Below are 19,736 nucleotides of genomic sequence, written 5' to 3'. Positions count from 1 at the left end.
AAAATGAAACCAATCTGTGTGGTTATCTGTAATTTTAATAAGCAAAATTATGTGCTCGGGGCGATCGAATCAGTACAAAATACAGCGGGTGAACTGGCGGATATTTTTGTTGTAGATAACGCATCAACAGATGACTCTGCAACATTGATCCGTCAATACTATCCTAATATTAGACTTGAAGTATTAAAAGAAAACGTTGGTGGCTCTGGGGGATTTGCTCATGGTATGCGCCAAGCCCAAAAAATGGGGTATCGTTATATTGCGCTACTGGATAATGATGCTGTCGTACTACCAAACACCCTAGTTGGGATGATGGATTTACTGGCTAACCACAACGATATAGGTGTTATCGGACCAGCAATATGTAAAATGGATAATCCGGAGGTGGTACAGGAGGTCGGCTCCAACGTATCTTTAAAGGATGCTACCTTTAGTTTTCATCTTAATTTTGCGGGTGAATCCTATTCCTCGATAGCGATGGAACCGGTGGATTGTGATTATGTGCCCGCTTGTTGTCTGATGACAAAAGCTGAAATCATCGAACGGGTGGGTGTATTTGATGAGGACTTTTTCCTTTATTGGGATGACATTGATTGGTGTGTACGAGTCCAGGATGCTGGTTGGCGTGTAGTCGCACAGCCAAGACTACAGGCTTTGCACAAGGGAGGTGGTGCTAATGCGACTAATACATTACCTCGTTACTACTACTGGCGTAACAAGCTGAGTTTCTTCGCAAAGCATCCTGTTCGCTATCCTCCCCATCAGGTCAAACATTATGTACAGCGCAGCTTGGCACGTAATATCACCTTCCAGCATTTGAATGCCATGGACGAGTTGCTTGTTGCCATGCAACGTGGTTTACAAGATGCTGCCACCGGTATCGGTGGGCGTTATCGGGGGGGAGCCTTTCCTGATCGCGGTAGTGGCAAGCAAAAGCTGCTGCAGGTTATGGTTCCACCCGGAGTTTACTTGCTAGATGTGAGTGCAGTGACAAAGTCTGATATGTCCGCAGCAAGACAACACAATAGCCTGTGCCGTTTCATTGTCAGTTGTGGTCAATTTAATGTAAAGAGTCACCGTTTTGTGCTGGCTCCTGCATTGTATGAGACCTTGTCGAAGAGTATCCGGGACTGGCCCGAGTGCGTTAACACTGTGCCTCTGTCTGAGTCGACCACTGCAATTCGTCTGATCGTGGTTCCTCACCTGTTTGATGTTACCTCAACTGAGGTGGCACATGACGAGCTGTTAACCGATCTATTCTGGAATCTGCTACCACAGACTATCGACGGGGTAACGGCATTGCAGATCGCCACTGAATTGGAGTCGGCACGTCAGTCAGTAGATGCATTTTATGCTTCGGAGGCATAATGGCGGGGTATGGATCAATTTTAGCTATCTATAACGTGAATCTTAAAACACGTGGGCACCTGGGCGTTATGCGCAAGGTGCTGGCTCAGGCTCAGGGCTTTAGTCGCCACCACACGCAAGTGCATATGATCTGCGGCGATGGTCCGAACATAGTGCGCCTGGTGTTCGAGGCGGGAAGTGAAGTCCAGCGCGAGATCATCACTACTGCGGTGGCTCCTGGGGATTTCTTCGTGCATGTAGCCACCTGGGTTGCCACGCACCAAGCCCAGGCTCGCGCATTCGAGTGGGCGTATGTGCGTTACAACCCGATGCATAACGATGAGTTACTGCAACTGGCGCGGCAGCTGCACGCCGCAGCAGTGCCTATGTTCGTCGAGATGTACACGCTGGAATATCGAAATGAATTGCCAGCTCAAGCCGCCAAGACCGATCTGGGCTATTTCCTGCAGTTGGCACCCCTGGTGGCCGGATTTTTCACCCCCAGCCAAGTGCTGCCGGGTGCGACCTTGCATCAGCGGCCGCTGTACAAGATGGGCAACGGGGCAACCTGGATCGCACCGACTGCGCCGCAGCCGAGGCCTGATATTCACCACGCTTTCCACTTGCTAGGGGTTGGCTATCTGGCGCGTTGGCACGGCTATGATCGGCTGTTCCCGGCAATACCCGAATTTGTAAAAGCCTACCCAGAGGTCGAGTTGCGGCTGTTCCTGGTCGGCCAGGGGCCCGCTTCGGCCCAGTTGGCACAACAGGCCCAGGAATTGGGGGTTGCCGAGTATGTGACTTTCACAGGTGCGCTGGATCCTGATGCGTTGGCAAATCGTTATGCTGGTGTGCATCTTGGTCTCGGGTCATTGGGTTTTCATCGCACCGGCGTCAGCTACGCAGAACCATTAAAGCACCGTGAATTTATGTATTACGGTTTGCCGTTTATCTACAGCCTGGAGGACAGTTTTAGCCACGAGCAATTATCTGGCACATGGCAACTGGCTGCCGATGATCAGCCTGTTGATCTGGTCGCCATCTATGAAAACTATCTCTCACTGCCGATAGCAGAGACCGCCCGCAATCTGCACCATTACGCCGAGTCACATTTCTCGTGGGGTGTGCAAACCGCCAACATCATGCAGATAGCACAAGAACGATTAAAACACATAACATTTTAATAAATTAACCTGCAACGGCGAATCAATATGCCTGGTCTATTTGGTTATATAAAAAAAAACCCGCAACATTCGGAGCTGATAACTCAGATCGTTCGTAAGCAAACCGCGCTTTACCCGGTAGCAATCGAACACGAATATCAGGATGACAACGTAGCTGCTGTACGATGCTTTTCATTTTATGCAAAAAAGACACATCAAGATGAATCTGGGTTGTTACAGATTTGGGTGGAGGGATGTGCCTATAATTTGCAAGAGATAGCACAGCATTATCAGCAAATATTTCACGACCTGAATGGCGCCATTATTTGGAGCTATCAACAAAATCTGTTAGCTGATTTGCTGGCAAGGCTGGATGGCATATTTTGTGCGGTGCTGTTCGATCGGCAGCGTAAAAAAATCACCCTGGTCTCAGATCGAAATGGTATGCGAGTACTGTTCTATTATCATCGCAACGGTCATTTCGCCTGGGGAAGTGAAATAAAGGCTTTTTTATCGCTGGATTTTTTTGAAAAAAAAATCAGCCAACAGGCTCTCTCCTGTTTTATGGACTTGGGATATCTGGTCGGCGATATTACCTATTTCGACGGCGTGACGCTGCTACCGCCAGCCACAGTGCTGAGTTATGACCTGGATAGCGATCGACTACAAAGCCAACATTACTGGTCGTGGGCAAATATCAAACAACAGAACGTGTCGTTCAATGATGCGGTCGATGCGTTGAGCGAAATTGTTATGCACGCCGTGCAGCGGCGGCTGGATATGGCGGAATCGCTGGTATTTCCCATCAGTGGTGGGCTGGATTCAAGAATGTTACTGGCCGCCACACACCAGATGCATCCTGGATATAAAGGGGCCTGTTATACCTTTGGTACAGATCAATGTGCCGACATTGTGTTGGCGCAGAAGGTAACCGAAATGGTTGGCTGGCCCCATGTGATTCATGAGCTGACGCCGGATAACTGGTTTGAAAAAAGAATACCGACTATCTGGCTAACAGATGGTTTTCTGGATATGCAGCACATGCATGGCTGTGAGTTTGTTGACCAAATTACCCAGCAAGGGCGATATACCCTCAGTGGTTATTGTGGTGATGCGATTCTGGGGCCGAGTTTTTTGAGCGCGGAAACGGCAAATAAGAGAATTACCCCGGAGATTGCCGAGTTGTATTATGGCCAGCACACCTATCTGGCTAACATCGAATCATCTTTTTATGACACCCCACATGTTGAGCCAAATCTTTTTATGAACCGGGTTCGCCGCTTTACCAATATGGGAACCCTGGCGTCATCCGCCTGGTTGGAGCATAAAAAACCATTTCTTGATAATGAATTGCTGGAGTTTGTCTTCTCGATTAATGATGAGTATCGACTCGGCAATCGGCTGTATTCTGCCGTGCTGCTGGAGCAGTTTCCTAAATTTTACAAATCAATTCCCTGGCAAAAAACAGGCAAGACAATCGACAATAACCCCGGCATGCCCATGCCTGAATGTAAAACTGATCATTATGCCGATTATCCAAGCTGGATCCGGCAGCCAGACATTGCGGAAAAGCTGAACAAAATATTGAATCCGCTGACCGCACTCTATCGACAGTTTACCGATGAGAATTGGCATGCAATGTACTATGTGCCCCATCTAGAGCAGAACTTAAACCGCAGCAATAAATTGCTCAGAGCCGCAACCATAGAACTGTTTTTGCAGTATTGTTTCGAAAAATCAGACGAGGCATACCATGTCAGTTGAAAGCAAACAATTTATAAGCGCGCGCGTGTATGAAGAGTCGTTATTTTATTTCGGATTACAGAATCCAACCTACTTGGATGATGTGATCGAGGCCTGGTCGGATTTTGACCATGATCTTAATGGCCGCTGGCATGAGCTGGAACATTTTGGCGATGCTGATGGCACTATTCTTGATATGGCTGCAGGTGTTGGCTCTTTTGTTTTTCGCGGATTAAAAAGAGGGCATGATGTTTATGGCGTTGAGCCAGAAGCTTGGAAATTAGAGTACATCAATATGCGTATTGCAGAAGACGAAAAATATGCAACATACGCGGATAGAATACAGTATGGCCTGGGTGAAAAGTTGGATTTTTGTGATGAGAAGTTTGATCTCGTTACCACATATCAGACACTTGAACATGTTCAGGATGTCACTGCCTGTCTTGATGAAATGATTCGGGTCACCAAGACGGGAGGCAAAATAATCATTCAGGCTCCTGACTATTTTGGTTTTTTTGAACCGCACTATATATTGCCGCTGTTACCAAAGCTAAACAATTATTGGGCCAAGAAGCTGCTGAGAGCACTTAATCGACCAACTAGTGGCATCGATACCTTGAATTGGATAACTAGTGACAGAGTAGTTAATTATATTAAAGACACATACCCTCACTTGTCGATTGTTAATGTTGGTGAAAGCCGGAAGGCTAAAAAATTAAAATTGCTATCCGAAAAATATCATCTGCCAATCGGGTTGCTGAGCATCATGTTGCAGTTGCAGAGATGGATAAAATCATTTTATCAATGTGAAAACATGTACATTGTTGTTGGCAAATAGATAGAGGCTCTATGATTCTGCATGTCATGGTCATCGAGAAGTTTATGCCATCGTTCCTTGATTTTATGATGGCGAATTTTGATGTGAGTCAGCATCGCTTTGTGTTTATTACCAGCCCCAAGTATCAGTTTGGTTTGCAACCGCACCATCCTGTAGAGTTTTTATACCGAGATGAAGACTTTGTTACCCTGGCTTCCTATTTCGATGCCGCGGACAAAATAATATTACATGGCCTGTGGCGTGATAAAGTGAATGGTCTGTTAGTGCAAAAGAAAGATTGGCTAGACAAATCTTTTTGGACCATGTGGGGGGGGGATTTTTACTATTATGATCAATATTCATATAATCATAAAAAAGTGATCGCTGCGGTCGCAGGTTTAATTTCTTTTATTCCTGGTGATGTTGGATGGGTCAGGAAGAAGTATGAGGCCAGGGGGCAGTCTTTTTCTTGTTTCTGTTATCCAAGTAATATTTACGGCGGACCGGAGTGTGATCCGCGTGGTGAGTGTGCGGAGAGTCCTCAAACTGTAAATATCTTGCTTGGCCATTCCAGCGCGGTAGAAAATGATCATATTTACTGGATTGAATACTTTTCAAATATTGAAAATGCCGCAATTTTTTCGCCGTTAGCTTACCCTCCCAACCCGGATTATATCAATAAAGTCGTTGCCGTCGGTCATGCTAAATTAAATGAACGCTTTAATCCACTGCTTGAGTTTTCGACACGAGAGCATTACGAGTTATTTTTGAACAATATTGATTTGGCGATTATGCCCTCATGGCGTCAGCATGGAATGGGCAATTTGATTTCGCTATTGGGGCGCGGCATTCCGGTGGCGATGCATTCCGAGACGACATCAAGAAAATTCTTGCAAGAGCTGGGTGTCGAACTTTTTTCAACCGATCAAATAGATGTGGCGCTGGCAAATATAGGCTATAACACGCAGAATGCTAAAATCATTCAACGCTATTTTAGCCATACCCAGCTGATTAATGACTGGCGCACTATTTTTAATCGTTAGTAGAGGTGTCTATGCGCAATGATGATAAATTATCGCTGCAATCACGTGATGGTGAGTTGGTTTATACATCCAATGAAAAATCAAACAACACTCAGCAATTGAAAACCTTGGTCCATGAACTATCCCCATTATTTGGTGAGGCGTGGCATCGCCATAATCTGGTCTCGTTACGGGTCGATTCTGTGGCGCGCGTTCTTTATTATGCCGAGTTGTATAAAAAAATAGTCGATGTTCCAGGCGTTATTTGTGAATTTGGTGTGCACTGGGGCGCCGGCATGTCATTGCTGATTAATATGCGCAGCATCTTTGAGCCGTTTAATCAAAGCCGTGTCATTCATGGGTTCGATACGTTCGAAGGGTTTCCATCGGTAGATGTAAAAGATGGTGCCTATGCGAATGCTGGCGATTATAAATCGACTGATGAATATGAAGATAAACTAGCACAGCTGTTAAAACTGCATGAAAGCTTTGCACCGATGAATGATCTGGTAAAACATCGGCTGATTAAGGGCGATGCCTCGGTGACCATTGATAAATGGTTGGCAGATAACCCACATGCCATTATTTCTATGGCCATTTTTGATATGGATCTTTATAAGCCAACCAGAGACGTATTGGAAAAAATTATTCCCCGTCTCACACGTGGTTCATTACTGGTCTTTGATGAATTGAATTGCGAGTTTTTCCCTGGCGAAACACGCGCATTGGACGAAGTATTAGGACTCAATAATTTGCGTCTGTATAGAACACCACTGCAATCCCATTGTGCCTGGGCCGTCTATGGGGAATAAGTCGCCAGCGATGGGGTCGCAGTGCTTTATTATGCCGGGTCAGCCGTCGCACTTTATTGAAGTGCGACCGACTCCCTGGAATGATGCCGTGTTGGCTAAAAAAACATGTGAAATTGTGGATGGTTGTCCGGACTGTTCTGACTTTAATGCTTTGCTACCTTCTGCTATCGACTTCATAAAGCAAGCAGGTTTCGAATATGTGCAGGCCAGAGTGGAACATGTACGAGAAAAGCGCCACCTGCTTGAGCTCGCCGGTTTTTATTATGCAGAGCTAAGCTACGAATTATCATTTCGTAACCCAAAACGTCATATTTTTGCACGTGATCTAAGCAGCCGTTTGCTCCTTGTGCCAGTGCAATCACAGCAAGATATCGCTCTTATCAAAACCATGGCTCGCGATGATTTCAAACATGGCAGAATGCTTGAAGACTTGTATGTTGATTATACGGCTGCCCAGCAGCGGACGGCGAACTGGATCGATGCATTAGCCTGCTCGCCATTCGAACTTTTCTTGGCTAAACATGGCGATAAAGTGGTGGGCTTTCATGCACAGCGGCCATCGCTGAATGGTCATGATCTCGATTGGATATTGACGGGCACCTGTGCTGAATATTCGATGCTATCGGTTCCGCTTTGGCAGGCGGCCTTTAAATTGGCCCAGCACAGAGATCTCCAGAAAATTACCACCCTGATCTCGGCCGCGAATGTTGGTGTTCTAAATTTATACAACTCATTTCCATTTCATATTGATAGGGCATTGTGCGGTTATCACTTAATGATCACGGACTAGATATTATTATTGATGTCTATCGAGGCTATGTGGTCGTTTGCTTGCTAGGCTTGTGATAACGGCAGAAATGCATCATCAAAGGCAGGTCACTATGATTCCTTTTAATAAGCCTTATCTACATGGTCGGGAGCTGGTCTATATTGCCGAGTCGGTGGCCAGTGGTAAAATTTCCGGCGATGGTGTGTTTACGCACAAATGTCACCATTATCTGGAGTCCCGCTATCACTTTGATAAGGTGTTGCTGACGACATCCTGTACCGATGCCTTGGAAATGGCAGCTATTCTGCTCAACATCCAGCCTGGCGATGAGGTGATAGCGCCCAGCTATACCTTTGTTTCTACTGTGAATGCATTTGTCCTGCGCGGTGCCAATATCGTGTTTGCTGATTCTTATGCCGATCACCCAAATATTGATCCGGCGCAAATTGAAGCCCTTATTACTCCGCGCACACGAGCCATCATAGTCGTGCATTATGCAGGAGTGGCATGTGATATGGATGCCATCATGCAGATCGCCGAAAAATATAATATTCCCGTAGTTGAAGATGCGGCACAAGCCATCAATTCATTTTATAAATCACGGCCATTAGGCAGTGTCGGCTGTTTATCAACATTCTCGTTCCACGAGACCAAGAACATTATTTCCGGCGAAGGTGGCTTGTTGGTTATCAACGATAAACAATATGCACATCGCGCTGAAATAATCCGCGAGAAAGGAACAAACCGCAGTTCATTCTTTCGTGGCGAGGTTGATAAGTACGGCTGGGTTGATATTGGCTCTTCGTTCCTGCCGTCCGATATTATAGCAGCTTACTTGTATGCACAATTAGAGCAGTTGGATGTGATTCAAAAACGCCGCTTGGAAATATGGCAGCGCTATTGGCAGGCGCTGACACCTGTGGTCGCTGCATACGGTATCAGATTGCCATTGATTCCTGCTTATGCCACCAATAATGCCCATATGTTTTATCTGGATTGTGCCAGCCTGCAACAGCGCAGCCAGTTAATTAAATATTTGGACCTCGCGGACATTAAAGCAGTTTTTCATTATCAATCTTTACACTGCAGTCCCTATTTTCAAGATAAACACGACGGCCGGTCGTTACCGCATGCTGATAAGTTTACTGACTCAATCGTGCGACTACCCATGTATTTTGACTTATCGAATGATGAGGTTGATTTCATCTGCGAACGCATTGTGAATTTCCTGTCGAGCCATGGCTAGCATGTTAATACACTCAGGCTGGTTATCACGGCTAAACACAATCAGTTAAACCGTGATAACTACGTCATATGTCTACTCTATATGGATATTGCGATAATCTTCATGCCGAATAAAGATCCGCCCATAGACCTCAAGAGCCAGCATTCTGAATTTCAAATAGGGATTGGCGCTATAGAACTCTTTGAGCATGCGCAGTGACATGCCGGTGAACTCCATGACATAGCCATTTTCAAAAATTCGTTCGATGGGCTGCACATATTCTTGCATCGGTACCGGGAAGCCGGCCTTAGGTCGGTAAATTACCTTCTCTGGCAGATAGCGCTCAGCCAGTTTCTTTAACAGGTATTTGCCGTCCTTGCGGATACGTCGATTTATTTTCAGGTTGAGTGGTAAATTCATTGAAAAATCGATGATCTCTTTCGTTAAAAACGGCACGCGCCCTTCAATCGAGTTAGCCATCAATATTCTATCTGTGCGGTGTAATATACTGCCGAGATGGCCATAAAAATTAAAATGGATCGCACTCAACATATGCTTTTCGAACGCAGTGGTTGCCAATGTGTCGAACTGTTCCTGTATTGCTGATAGCCGCTTCCAATTAGCAAAGTCCTGGCTCTCGAATAAGAATGATCGCATCATCAGATCATTCGACATATCAAAATATCCCAAGCCAAGCGGCATGTAATTAGCTATGTCCTCTACCGTGAACTGTTCGAAACCATTGCGCAATGTTTTCGCGTAATCACCTGAAAGCCGCGTTAGCAGCGATTTTTTGCTAGCAAATATTCTGGCCAGTCGATATTGCTTCATCTGGCGTTGATGCCACGAATAACCGCCAAATAATTCATCTGCGCCTTCACCCGATAACATGACCTTTATGCCATTGCAGTGAGCTTTGCTGGCGATGCAGTGCAGGCTGACATCGTTGGGATGATAAATGGGTAAATCAGAAATATAGGTTAGGTATGGAAAAGCAGACCAATATTTTTCGGCCGTCATTTTTTCGTAAATAATATTCTTGCCCAGATGTTTGGATACCATCTCGGCATATTCTTCTTCCCCGCCGCCGCCATCCACGCCGGCATGATAGAGGTCGAGTGGCACCGCTTGGGATGCAATGGCGGAGATCAGGCTAGAGTCCACTCCGCCGCTACAGAGGGTAGCCAGCGGCGCATCGCTGACCAGATGGGACTTCACATTGTTGACCACCAGCATTTCCAGCTCATCCACAAGGCTGGAAAGGGATTGCGTTTTGCGCCGTTGAAAGACACTGTTATCGATAAAAAATAATGGATTGGCAAAGGTACTTAATTGAGACTTGGCTTGGTGGCACGAATAAGTGAGCTGGGTACCGCCCTCGAGGATCGTGACATTCTGATACGGCAGGTTGCTATCTTGAAACGCTCCTACCCGGATTTGATCCTTTAATTTTTCCCGCGAGATTACATAATCAAGGCTTTTGATTTCGGAAGCAATTTCGATGGCATCGTCGGTTTCGATATAATACAGCGGTTTAATTCCACTGATATCGCGAGCGACAATCAGTTCTTGCGTTACAAAATTCATATATGCAAACGCAAACATACCATCCAGTTTGGCAATCGCGCTGGTTCCCATTCTATTTAGCAGCTCAAACAACACCTCGGTATCAGAGGTGGTTTGCAATTCGATATCTGTAAGATATTGTGTGGCTAATTCCCTGTAATTATAAATTTCGCCATTAAAAACCAGCATGGCGCGGTCATTTTTATAGGGTTGTGCCGCGGCGTTACGTGTATCGAGGATGGCGAGTCTGGTGTGTCCCATTACGACATTTTTTCGATAGACGACTTGCTGGCAATCCGGGCCTCGGTGCTTTAATAACGTCGTTTTATCTTCATAACGCGTATTTGGCTGAACATCTTCTGATTTATAGAGTTTGCAGTAAATTCCACACATATGATTTCCGCCTGATTCCGTTACGTCTGCTTTTTAAAAAGCATCCCTGAAATACCCTTGGCTGTGGTTCGTAGGCTCGCACGATCCTGTGAGGTTATCGAGCCTGATGCGTTCAACAATCACTAAACGACACGTCAGGCAGAATACGACTGCCCGGACAGGTATTATTGTGCTAATCCGTCATCGTTATTCTTAATCAATGCAAAACTCAGGCACTCAGCGATATCCATCGTCAAATAAAGCACTCGGTAGTTATATTCCACGCAAAACTCATGCACCGCTTCGATGACGCCATAGCGATATTGAGTGCGCCAATTGCCCTGCATATAGTCATGTCCGGCAATAATGCCGGTTGATTTTACTTTTCTGGCACAGGCTCGGAGCTCATCTCGGGTTAATTCATAACTGTGGGTGGTATCGATATATACCCAATCGAAGGTCTGATCCGGGAAACTCTCCAGTGCCTCCAGCGAAGGTTTGCGGTGAATGGTCACCTCTCCGCGCTGTCGTTGCTGCTGAAAATGGTTGTTCACACTCAGGTACAACTCTTCGCCGTAGCGATCCGAACCCCATATGTCCACCAGATGTAGCTGCGCCGGAGCACAGATATCCATGATCTGGCGACTAAAATCACCCGCCGCCACGCCCAGTTCGGCTACGACGCCCTGGGTGGGTAACTTCTCGAGCAGAGCCAATCGATTGGTCAACAAGGTTGTGCCCTCGATATGCTGCTGCAGCAGGGGGATCTTCGGCAGCATATCCTCGCGTTTGGAACGCTCTGCTTGCAGGGCATTCTCATATTCGCGACTGGTCTGCAGTATCTCGTCACACTCTACGACGGGGGTGCCCGGCTCGATTCCATAACTTACCAGCGTCTGGTTGATCTCGCTGACAAAAGAGCTGGCGATCAAGATTTTGTCGAATTGGACGCCTGAAAGCTGACTGGGGTGATATACCGGCTTGTTCATCCAGTGCGAGCCCTGTTTGGCCGGATCACTGTCAACAAAGCCCTGCAGCGTATGGTTCAATGCCAATGCCGGTAAGAAATGAAGTGCTTGGGTCGAAGTCCCGTAGATCAGAATTTGCATAAGGCGCTCCGCGGATCGAGATCAGATCATTGACAACAAATGGGCGTGAATGAGGTCTTGCTGGGCAGAGCTCAAGCTTGGAAAAAGCGGCAAGGTGATGGCACTGGCATAGAACTGTTCAGCCTGCGGCAATGATGTTTGCTGTTTGTGCTGATACCAAGACTGCTTGTAGATTGGCATATAGTGCACGTTGGCCCCAATCCCATGATCGCGTAGTAGCTGGAATAGGTTAAAGCGTTGTTCGGGTGCCACATGATGTACATACAGGTGAAATGCGCTGCGTCGTTCTTCGCCGAAGTAACGGCGCAGACGCTCAGGAGACAAAGTTTCAAAGTAACGACGGGCAATCTCGCCTCGCTTGGCGATCCAGCTTTCCAGATTCTGCATCTGGCTCAATCCCAGTGCTGCCTGAATATCCGTCATGCGGTAGTTGAAGCCCAGCATCTGCTGCTCGTAGTACCAGGGGCCGTCCGGTTCATTGATGAAGTCTTCCGGTTCGCGGGTGATGCCGTGGCTGCGTAGCATGCGCATGGTTTTGGCGAGCGCAGGGTCGTTGGTCATCGCCATGCCACCCTCGCCGGTGGTGATGATCTTCACCGGGTGGAAGCTGAAGATGGTGATGTCGCTATAGCGGCCATTGCCGGTAGGCTCACCATGATAACGGGCACCGAGGGCGTGGCAGGCATCCTCGATGATCCGGAAACCGTACTCTTGCCCCAGGCGGTGGATCTCCTGCATGTCGCAGGGGAGGCCGGCGAAGTGTACCGGTATTACTACTTTGGGTAGTTTTCCTTCCGCCTGGGCGGCAATCAGTTTCCTCTCCAGCTCCACTGCGCACATGTTCCCTGTATCGGGCTCAATGTCGACGAAGTCGACTTGTGCACCGCAATAGAGAGCACAGTTGGCGGATGCAACGAAGCTGATGGGCGATGTCCAGACCCAATCCCCGTGGCCGACGCCCAGCGCCAGACAGGCGATATGCAGTGCTGCTGTACCTGAATTGACCGCCACCCCAAATTTAGCTCCGCAGTAATCAGCTACTGTTTGCTCGAAACGGGGGACGACTGGCCCCTGAGTCAGGAAGTCGGACTTGAGAACTTCCACGACAGCATCGATATCTGCCTGGCTGATGGATTGGCGGCCATATGGGATCATTCTGCACTCCCTTTTTGGTTCATTTTCAAAAGCTGTTCAATGGTAAAAAAGTGAGGGTTGCTGCGAGAGTTATATTCAAAGCCCTGCTCTACCATTTTTCCTTTTTCGCCCGCAGCTGTTTTGGAGAAGTCGTTGTTGCGATTATTGAAGTTGATGGTTGGGCCAATCACGAAGAAGTCATCAAACTCGAAGGTGTGATAAGAGTCATCGGCAGGGCACATCACTTCATGGAGCTTCTCTCCCGGGCGAATGCCGATGATCTTGTGTGGCAGGTGAGGGGCCATAGCACTGGCGAGCTCCGTAATTCGGACGGATGGCAACTTGGGAACAAATATTTCCCCCCCCTTCATCCGCCCAAAATTTTCCAGCACGAAATCCACCCCTTGCTGCAAAGTGATCCAGAAACGCGTCATCTCCTCATGGGTGATGGGTAACGCATCTGCTCCCTGGTCAATCAGCTTTTGGAAGAAGGGGACGACAGAGCCGCGAGAACCGACCACGTTACCGTAGCGAACTACGGCAAAACGGGTGGGATCCTGCCCCGCGATGTTGTTTGCTGCCACGAAGAGTTTGTCTGATGCCAGTTTGGTGGCGCCGTAGAGATTGATTGGATTGGCGGCTTTGTCAGTGGAGAGGGCAATAACTTTTTTGACTTGATTGAGCAAAGCGGCCTGGATAACGTTCTCTGCACCATGGATATTGGTTTTAATGCACTCCATGGGGTTGTATTCAGCGGCAGGAACCTGCTTGAGTGCGGCTGCATGAACTACGTAATCCACGCCGCGCATTGCCATGGTAAGGCGGTTGGCGTCTCTGACATCCCCAATGAAATAACGCATGCAGGGGTCGTTGAACTCTTGCTGCATCTCGAACTGCTTCAGCTCGTCGCGAGAATAAATGATAAGGCGTTTGGGTTTATAACGTTCCAGTACTGTTTTGACCAATCGTTGGCCAAACGAGCCGGTGCCACCTGTGATCAGTAGCGTTTTATCGTTGAACATTGTGGGCATCTCGTCATAAAAACAGTAGATGAATCATATGCTAGCAAATAAAGTACCAGCTTTTTTGGCAAAGAGTGTGATCCATTCACACAAAAACAGTTCTAAAGATTTGGTTGCTACCCAGAACACTTCAGGTCGATCCTCATCATTAGTGATGTATCAAGATGTGCTGGTGCTTTGCGAGCTGAGCTGGATAGCTTGGCAAATCTGCTCCACCGCATTGAGGGCTCTCGGGGTGAAGCGGTGCAGCTCATCCGAGTTGATCAAATCGAGTCGCTGATGCTGCACCGCGTCGAGATTTGGCCACTTTCGCCAGTGACGCAGGGCGTCAGGATCTTGACTCCCGGCCAGGATCAGCGTGGGGTTGGCCCTGATCACCTGTTCCATGTCAATTTGAGGATAGGGGGTCTTGGCATTCGCCATGATGTTGATCCCGCCGCAGAGTTCGATGGCCTGAGCCGGCCAGGCATTGCCACTGACGCTGGTGAGCGGCGGGTACCAGAGTTGGTAGAACACCTTGACGCCGGTTGGTTGGCCATAGCGCTGTTGCAGGGAATGCAGACGCGCCAGATAGCGATCGGCGGCTTCGTTGGCACTCTTCTCCGCCCCAAGCAATTTGCCCAGCGCCCGCATTTCGGTCGCCAGCGAGGAAAAATCGGTGGGCTCCGAGTAGAAAACCGGGATACCCAGCTGCTCCAACGGGGCCAGCATCCGTGATTGAGCCGAGCGCCAGCCGAGAATGAGATCCGGCTTTTGCGCCAGCAGCGCCTCGACGTTGATGCTGCGATAATTCGCTACCTTTGGTTTGGTTTTGACCTCGGCAGGATAGTCGGAGGCATCGTCGATGGCGACCAGCTTGTCACCGGCTCCGATGTCATAAAGCAGCTCGGTAAGATGTGGCACCACGCTCACCACCCGGTTCGGGGTCGCGGCCTGCAGGACACCGGGCAACCAGGCCAGCAGCACGCAGGGCAGCCAGATAGGCAATCGCAACCATCTAACCATGAAATAACCCCGCCACAGTGACAAGCAGCGCCAGCATCAACCAGCCCCAGCCAATTCCTTGTAGAATATTGAGCACCTTGCGCGGTGACTCACCGTCGGGGTCATCACCGCTGCCAAGTATCGACCAGCGTTGCAAGGTACCCTGATAGTAGCGGGGGCCGCCAAGACGGATCCGGCACTTGTCAGCAAGTAGTGTCAACAGCATCCCGATGGCGGGATAGGGCCAGAGCGCTCCACTTCGCAGCAACTGTGCAGCCTGCTTGAGACGGCTTGCCAGCAGTGGCAGCCCCAGCAGCAAAATGACGGAGGCATTGAGCCCCTGATATAGCGCGCTGGCGGCGCGACCAAAGTGGTTGAAGGCGGGATCTTTGCGACTCCAGCTCTGATTCATCAGCTGCACCAGCCGCCAGAGCAGGGCGCCCTGTACGCCAGCCAGGGCAAATCCCAGCAGCGGGCCAGCCCATTGGCCGACCATACGCAGGGCGCAGCTCTCAGTCACCGCTTTGACAATCCCCATGGTAGAAAGTTTGCCAGTCTCCCGCTGGAGCCAGTGAGCCGCCTGCAATCTTGCCAGCGGCAGGGTCTCCTGCGTGGCGAGCGAGCGGGTGGCATGGGCGAGTTCGCGCAGTGGACGAGATTCGATCATCAATAGCAGAAACAGCAGGTCAAACAGCGGCTCGCTCAGGGCCAGATTGCGCAGCGACCAGAGCCCGGCGGCGCAGGGGAGCCAGACTACCAGCATTGCCAGCAGGCCGGCCTGCATTTGCTGGTCGGGTGAACCATCAGGTCTGTGTACCTTGTGCCCCAGCCGGGTCAGCAGGGGCGTCACGGCCGAAAGACGCAGATGAGATGGCCACGGGATCACCGCCTCCAGCAGAGCAGCACCTACCAGAATGGCCGCCGTCGTCGAAAGGAGGGCGTCGGCCATCAAATCAAGCGAGCCGGTCTCGATCACAGCTTGCCGAGCATCTTGATGATCACTTCGGCGGAGTGCTTGCCGGCCACTTCGATGAAGGCATCGAAGGATTCAACCTGTTCCTTGCCAGCGATATCGGACATGGCGCGTACCACCAGATAGGGCACCTTGAACATGTGGCACACCTGACCGATCGCTGCACCTTCCATCTCGACCGCCAGCATCTGCGGGAAGTCGGCGCGAGCCTTGGCGATGGCGTCCGGTTTGCACATGAACTGATCGCCGGTGCAGATAAGGCCGACCTTGGTCTGGTGCTTGCCCTGCTCGGCGATGCAATCCTGAGCGACCGCGATGAGTTTCTCGTCGCAGGGGAAGGTGGCGGGTTGCTGCGCCATCTGGCCCATCTCGTAACCAAAGGCGGTCACGTCCACATCGTGGAAACGCATCTCGCTGGCGATCACCACATCACCGATATGCAGGTCTTGGGCAAAGCCGCCCGCAGAGCCGGTATTGATGACGCAGTCGGGGGCAAATTTTTCCAGCAGCAGGCTGGTGGCCACGCTGGCGGCGACCTTACCGATACCGGAGCGGGTCAGGATCACCTCTTTGCCTGCCAGCTCCCCTTGATAGAACTCGCAGCCGCCCAGTTGCAGGGTGGTGGGGTTGCTCATCTGGCTGCGCAGCAGGGCCACTTCTTGCTCCATGGCGCCGATAATACCTACTTTCATTGCTGACCTCGTCTTGATAGCCGTGTGGCTGAATTTAAGTTGCTGTAGATCATAACAAAAGATGGCGTCGGCGCCGAGAGGCACAAGCGAAAGGAGAGATGAAACGCGGCGCTCCATATGGGAGCGCCGCAGGTGACAAAAAGCATTGATGAGAGAGGGGCTAGTGTCTTTAGCCGAGCGCGGTATCGAGGGTCATCATCAGGGCAAAGCCTGCCATCAGGCCGAGGGTGGCATAGGTCTGGTGACCGTTGCGGTGAGTCTCCGGAATTACCTCGTGCGAGACCACAAACAGCATGGCGCCGGCGGCGAGCCCAAGTCCGATGGGGTAGGCGATGGCAAGGCCGCTGGAGAGCCCGACCCCGAGCAGGGCGCCAACCGGTTCGAGCAGGCCGCTGGCGATGGCGACCAGCACCGCCACCGAGGGGCGAAAACCGGCGGCGCACATGGCCAGCGCCACCGCCAATCCTTCCGGAATATCCTGCAGTGCGATGGCAGTGGTAAGCGGCAGCCCCACCGACATATCCCCCTGCGAGAAGCTGACCCCGATGGCCATCCCCTCCGGCAGGTTGTGCAGGGCGATGGCAAAGACGAACAGCCAGACCCGGGAGCAGCTCTCGTGGCCGGGACCGCAGGGGCCGGTCTTGTCATGCTCGTGCGGGGTGAACTGATCCAGCCCCAGCATCAACAGCACCCCGAGGGTCATACCGACCACCACCACGGCGGCGGCGCTAAAGCCGTTGCCGGTAATCCCCTCGGCGGCCTCCAGCCCCGGCAGCAGCAGGGAGAAGGCACTGGCCGCCAGCATCATACCGGCGGCAAAGCCCAGCATGGTGTCCTCAACCTTTTGCGGTACCGAGCGCAGAAACAGGGCGGGCAGGGCGCCGATGGCGGTGGCGGCAAACCCGGCAGCACCACCGACAAGGCCGTAGCGCACGCCGCTGGTCACCTCTCCGGTAGCGAGCATGATGAGACTCTGCAACAGTAGCAACAAGACGGCAGCCAGCGCGATAAAGAGGCCGAGAGCAGTGAGTGGGCGACTTTGCATCTGGCTGCGCAGTTGCTGTGACCAGGATAACGGAGGAAGAGCTGAGAGATGGTCCATGGTATGACCTCAAGGTGTGCAAAGTGGATGGTGGCATTACATCCACTTGGCCACCCCTTGTCCATGTCTGCAAGGCGATTGCCGCTATCTGAAAATCTGGAAAGAGTTTATCCAGGCAAACACATGGGAATCTTATCGGTAGCCAAAGGCGGGGGGGCAAGAGGGGTTGTCTGCAAATGACTGAAGTGGATGTTGAGTGGCAAGTGGGGATGCATCGCTAACTCTTTTAAATCAGCTGCAGATGTCTGCCTTGGTGTTCGGATAACAGAAACAAAAAAACCGGCTTGCGCCGGTTTTCTTGTCTTGGTGAATGCTGGGGAGCTGGCTTATTTGGCCAGGGACTCCGGCAGCTCTTCACGGATCTTGCCCAGCATCTCTTTCAGGACGCGCGGGTTGGCAACCACGATGTTGCCGGAGTTTTCGTAGTTATGACCACCTACGAAGTCAGTGACGATGGCGCCGGCTTCTTTGGCCAGCAGTTCACCGGCAGCTGTGTCCCAAGGCTTGAGGCCGATTTCCCAGAAACCGTCGACGCGACCGGCAGCCACGTAGGCCAGATCCAGTGCGGCAGAGCCGGAGCGACGGATGTCGGCACATTCGATGAACATGCTCTGGAACATCTTCAGGTAGGACTCGATGTGGTGCTTTTGCTTGTAGGGGAAACCTGTGGCCAGTACGGTGCCAGCCAGCTCTTTGGCTTTGCCGACACGAATGCGGTAGCCGTTCAGCTGGGCGCCGCTACCACGGGTAGCAGTAAACAGCTCGTCACGGATCGGATCGTAAACAACGGCTTGTTCAGTCTTGCCCTTGACACGCAGGGCGATGGAGACGGCAAAGTGCGGAATGCCTTTGACCAGGTTAGTCGTGCCATCCAGTGGGTCAATGATCCATTGGTAGTCCGGATTGGTACCGGCAATCTCACCAGACTCTTCAGCAACAATGCTGTGCTCCGGGTAAGATTTTTTGATGGTGTGAATGATGGCCGCTTCGGCTTCACGGTCAACGTTGGTCACGAAGTCATTGCTGCCTTTTTGGATAGCCTCAATGTTCTCAGGCTGGGAGAAGGCTTTTACTACAACTTGACCGGCGTTGCGCGCAGCGCGCACGGCGATATTCAGCATCGGATGCATAGGTTCACCACTGGATGTTAAAGAACGGGGGATAAAAGGACGCGATATGATACCAGTATTTTGTGCGATGGCAACTGTTATCCCCCTACGACCAATTGATTACCACTGCCAGATTTGACGGCTCCAATATAGACCAGATCTGCGCTAGTCTTATCCCAGCAGCCGGATACAGGCTGTCATGAGCATAGGGATGTGAACCATGAATTTGTCATTAGTGAGTCAGAACGTGTCAGCGGCCAGCGAGGGATTGTTGGCCATCTTGCGGTCATCACCCGAGTATGGTGATCACTTTGCCCACATCACCGTGACCCCCCTGGCCCAGTGGCAACCGGCCAAGACGGAGGCGGCGATCCTGCTGATCGACGGCGATGCGCCCTGGCAGGATGCCGGATTTGCCCGGGGAGAGGATGAGACGATCGGTTTGCCGGTCTTGCCGCTGCTGGTCCGCAAGGGGGACAAGGAGCTGACGGTCTGCGGGCCGGATGTGCGTGACCCCCGTTTCTATTTTGTCTCAAACGGCATCGTGCTGGATGAGTCAGAGCTGGCCGAGCCTGCCTGCAGCCGGGTGCTGTTGCGCAAGCTGGAGTCCTACTTCCCGCTGCTTTCCCGCCTGATCATGCTGCGCCAGCGCAAGCCGGTCGCCGTGATCAACTAATATCTACCATCGCCAGAGCGCACCAGCGGCGCACCGTGGCCTTGTTTGGCCTACGGTGCGCCGCTTTTTAATGGTCTGGAGCCGGTCACTTGTTGCAAG

The 19,736-nt window shown here is 50.7% G+C and carries 18 protein-coding genes; 9 read left to right on the top strand and 9 right to left on the bottom strand.

Annotated features, from left to right (window positions below; translation table 11 throughout):
* Positions 1–3: 3 nt before the first annotated feature.
* The 8 genes from AB5Y71_RS12945 (at position 4) to rffA (ending at position 8,919) form a co-directional block, all read left to right on the top strand.
* Positions 4–1,368 (top strand): glycosyltransferase family 2 protein, encoded by a 1,365-nt coding sequence (locus AB5Y71_RS12945; protein WP_368171748.1) that lies wholly within the window; start codon positions 4–6, stop codon positions 1,366–1,368.
* Positions 1,368–2,531: a glycosyltransferase gene (locus AB5Y71_RS12940; RefSeq protein WP_368171747.1), complete on the top strand. Its 1,164-nt coding sequence runs from the start codon at positions 1,368–1,370 to the stop codon at positions 2,529–2,531. Before AB5Y71_RS12945 ends, AB5Y71_RS12940 begins: the two co-directional genes overlap by 1 nt.
* 27 nt (positions 2,532–2,558) lie before the next feature.
* Entirely contained in the window at positions 2,559–4,274 is a 1,716-nt protein-coding gene (locus AB5Y71_RS12935) for an asparagine synthase-related protein (RefSeq protein WP_368171746.1), read from the top strand.
* Positions 4,264–5,091, top strand: coding sequence for a bifunctional 2-polyprenyl-6-hydroxyphenol methylase/3-demethylubiquinol 3-O-methyltransferase UbiG (locus AB5Y71_RS12930; protein WP_120413992.1), 828 nt, complete (start codon positions 4,264–4,266; stop codon positions 5,089–5,091). Before AB5Y71_RS12935 ends, AB5Y71_RS12930 begins: the two co-directional genes overlap by 11 nt.
* A gap of 11 nt (positions 5,092–5,102) precedes the next feature.
* Positions 5,103–6,113 (top strand): TDP-N-acetylfucosamine:lipid II N-acetylfucosaminyltransferase, encoded by a 1,011-nt coding sequence (locus AB5Y71_RS12925; RefSeq protein WP_368171745.1) that lies wholly within the window; start codon positions 5,103–5,105, stop codon positions 6,111–6,113.
* 11 nt (positions 6,114–6,124) lie between these two features.
* Positions 6,125–6,904, top strand: a complete 780-nt coding sequence (locus tag AB5Y71_RS12920; protein WP_080630533.1) for a TylF/MycF/NovP-related O-methyltransferase — start codon at positions 6,125–6,127, stop codon at positions 6,902–6,904.
* Positions 6,905–6,992: 88 nt separating this feature from the next.
* Positions 6,993–7,694 carry a hypothetical protein gene (locus tag AB5Y71_RS12915; RefSeq protein WP_368171744.1) on the top strand — a complete coding sequence of 234 codons (702 nt, stop codon included), beginning with the start codon at positions 6,993–6,995 and terminating at the stop codon, positions 7,692–7,694.
* A gap of 91 nt (positions 7,695–7,785) precedes the next feature.
* Positions 7,786–8,919: a dTDP-4-amino-4,6-dideoxygalactose transaminase gene (rffA, locus tag AB5Y71_RS12910; RefSeq protein WP_368171743.1), complete on the top strand. Its 1,134-nt coding sequence runs from the start codon at positions 7,786–7,788 to the stop codon at positions 8,917–8,919.
* A 72-nt stretch (positions 8,920–8,991) separates the two neighbouring features.
* Here rffA and asnB read toward each other — a convergent pair whose 3' ends face one another.
* From asnB to suhB, 9 genes are all read right to left on the bottom strand, one after another.
* Complete coding sequence (gene asnB / locus AB5Y71_RS12905) at positions 8,992–10,857, bottom strand: asparagine synthase (glutamine-hydrolyzing) (RefSeq protein WP_368171742.1); 1,866 nt, start codon at positions 10,855–10,857, stop codon at positions 8,992–8,994.
* A gap of 164 nt (positions 10,858–11,021) precedes the next feature.
* Entirely contained in the window at positions 11,022–11,945 is a 924-nt protein-coding gene (locus tag AB5Y71_RS12900) for a class I SAM-dependent methyltransferase (RefSeq protein ID WP_216950540.1), read from the bottom strand.
* Positions 11,946–11,966: 21 nt separating this feature from the next.
* Positions 11,967–13,100 carry a UDP-4-amino-4,6-dideoxy-N-acetyl-beta-L-altrosamine transaminase gene (gene pseC / locus AB5Y71_RS12895; protein WP_201991360.1) on the bottom strand — a complete coding sequence of 378 codons (1,134 nt, stop codon included), beginning with the start codon at positions 13,098–13,100 and terminating at the stop codon, positions 11,967–11,969.
* On the bottom strand, positions 13,097–14,101 hold the full coding sequence (gene pseB, locus AB5Y71_RS12890) for a UDP-N-acetylglucosamine 4,6-dehydratase (inverting) (protein ID WP_216950542.1): 1,005 nt from the start codon (positions 14,099–14,101) through the stop codon (positions 13,097–13,099). The genes pseC and pseB overlap by 4 nt, the downstream gene beginning before the upstream one ends.
* A gap of 159 nt (positions 14,102–14,260) precedes the next feature.
* Positions 14,261–15,106 carry a cobalamin-binding protein gene (locus AB5Y71_RS12885; RefSeq protein ID WP_368171741.1) on the bottom strand — a complete coding sequence of 282 codons (846 nt, stop codon included), beginning with the start codon at positions 15,104–15,106 and terminating at the stop codon, positions 14,261–14,263.
* Positions 15,099–16,061 (bottom strand): cobalamin biosynthesis protein, encoded by a 963-nt coding sequence (locus AB5Y71_RS12880; protein ID WP_368171740.1) that lies wholly within the window; start codon positions 16,059–16,061, stop codon positions 15,099–15,101. Before AB5Y71_RS12880 ends, AB5Y71_RS12885 begins: the two co-directional genes overlap by 8 nt.
* The gene (mtnN, locus tag AB5Y71_RS12875; protein WP_201957640.1) at positions 16,058–16,750 is read right to left on the bottom strand and encodes a 5'-methylthioadenosine/S-adenosylhomocysteine nucleosidase; all 693 of its coding nucleotides are present in this window, start codon (positions 16,748–16,750) and stop codon (positions 16,058–16,060) included. Before mtnN ends, AB5Y71_RS12880 begins: the two co-directional genes overlap by 4 nt.
* 169 nt (positions 16,751–16,919) lie before the next feature.
* The gene (locus tag AB5Y71_RS12870; RefSeq protein WP_047440409.1) at positions 16,920–17,852 is read right to left on the bottom strand and encodes a ZIP family metal transporter; all 933 of its coding nucleotides are present in this window, start codon (positions 17,850–17,852) and stop codon (positions 16,920–16,922) included.
* Between the two features lie 326 nt (positions 17,853–18,178).
* Entirely contained in the window at positions 18,179–18,982 is an 804-nt protein-coding gene (gene suhB, locus AB5Y71_RS12865) for an inositol-1-monophosphatase (protein ID WP_005352992.1), read from the bottom strand.
* Positions 18,983–19,181: 199 nt separating this feature from the next.
* Between suhB and AB5Y71_RS12860 the strand changes: the two genes are divergently transcribed.
* Positions 19,182–19,637 carry a hypothetical protein gene (locus AB5Y71_RS12860; protein WP_159163347.1) on the top strand — a complete coding sequence of 152 codons (456 nt, stop codon included), beginning with the start codon at positions 19,182–19,184 and terminating at the stop codon, positions 19,635–19,637.
* Positions 19,638–19,736 lie beyond the last annotated feature (99 nt).

This window comes from Aeromonas sp. R9-2 (genome assembly GCF_040908025.1).
GTDB lineage: Bacteria > Pseudomonadota > Gammaproteobacteria > Enterobacterales > Aeromonadaceae > Aeromonas > Aeromonas veronii.
This window is presented reverse-complemented; position numbering and strand designations above follow the sequence as displayed.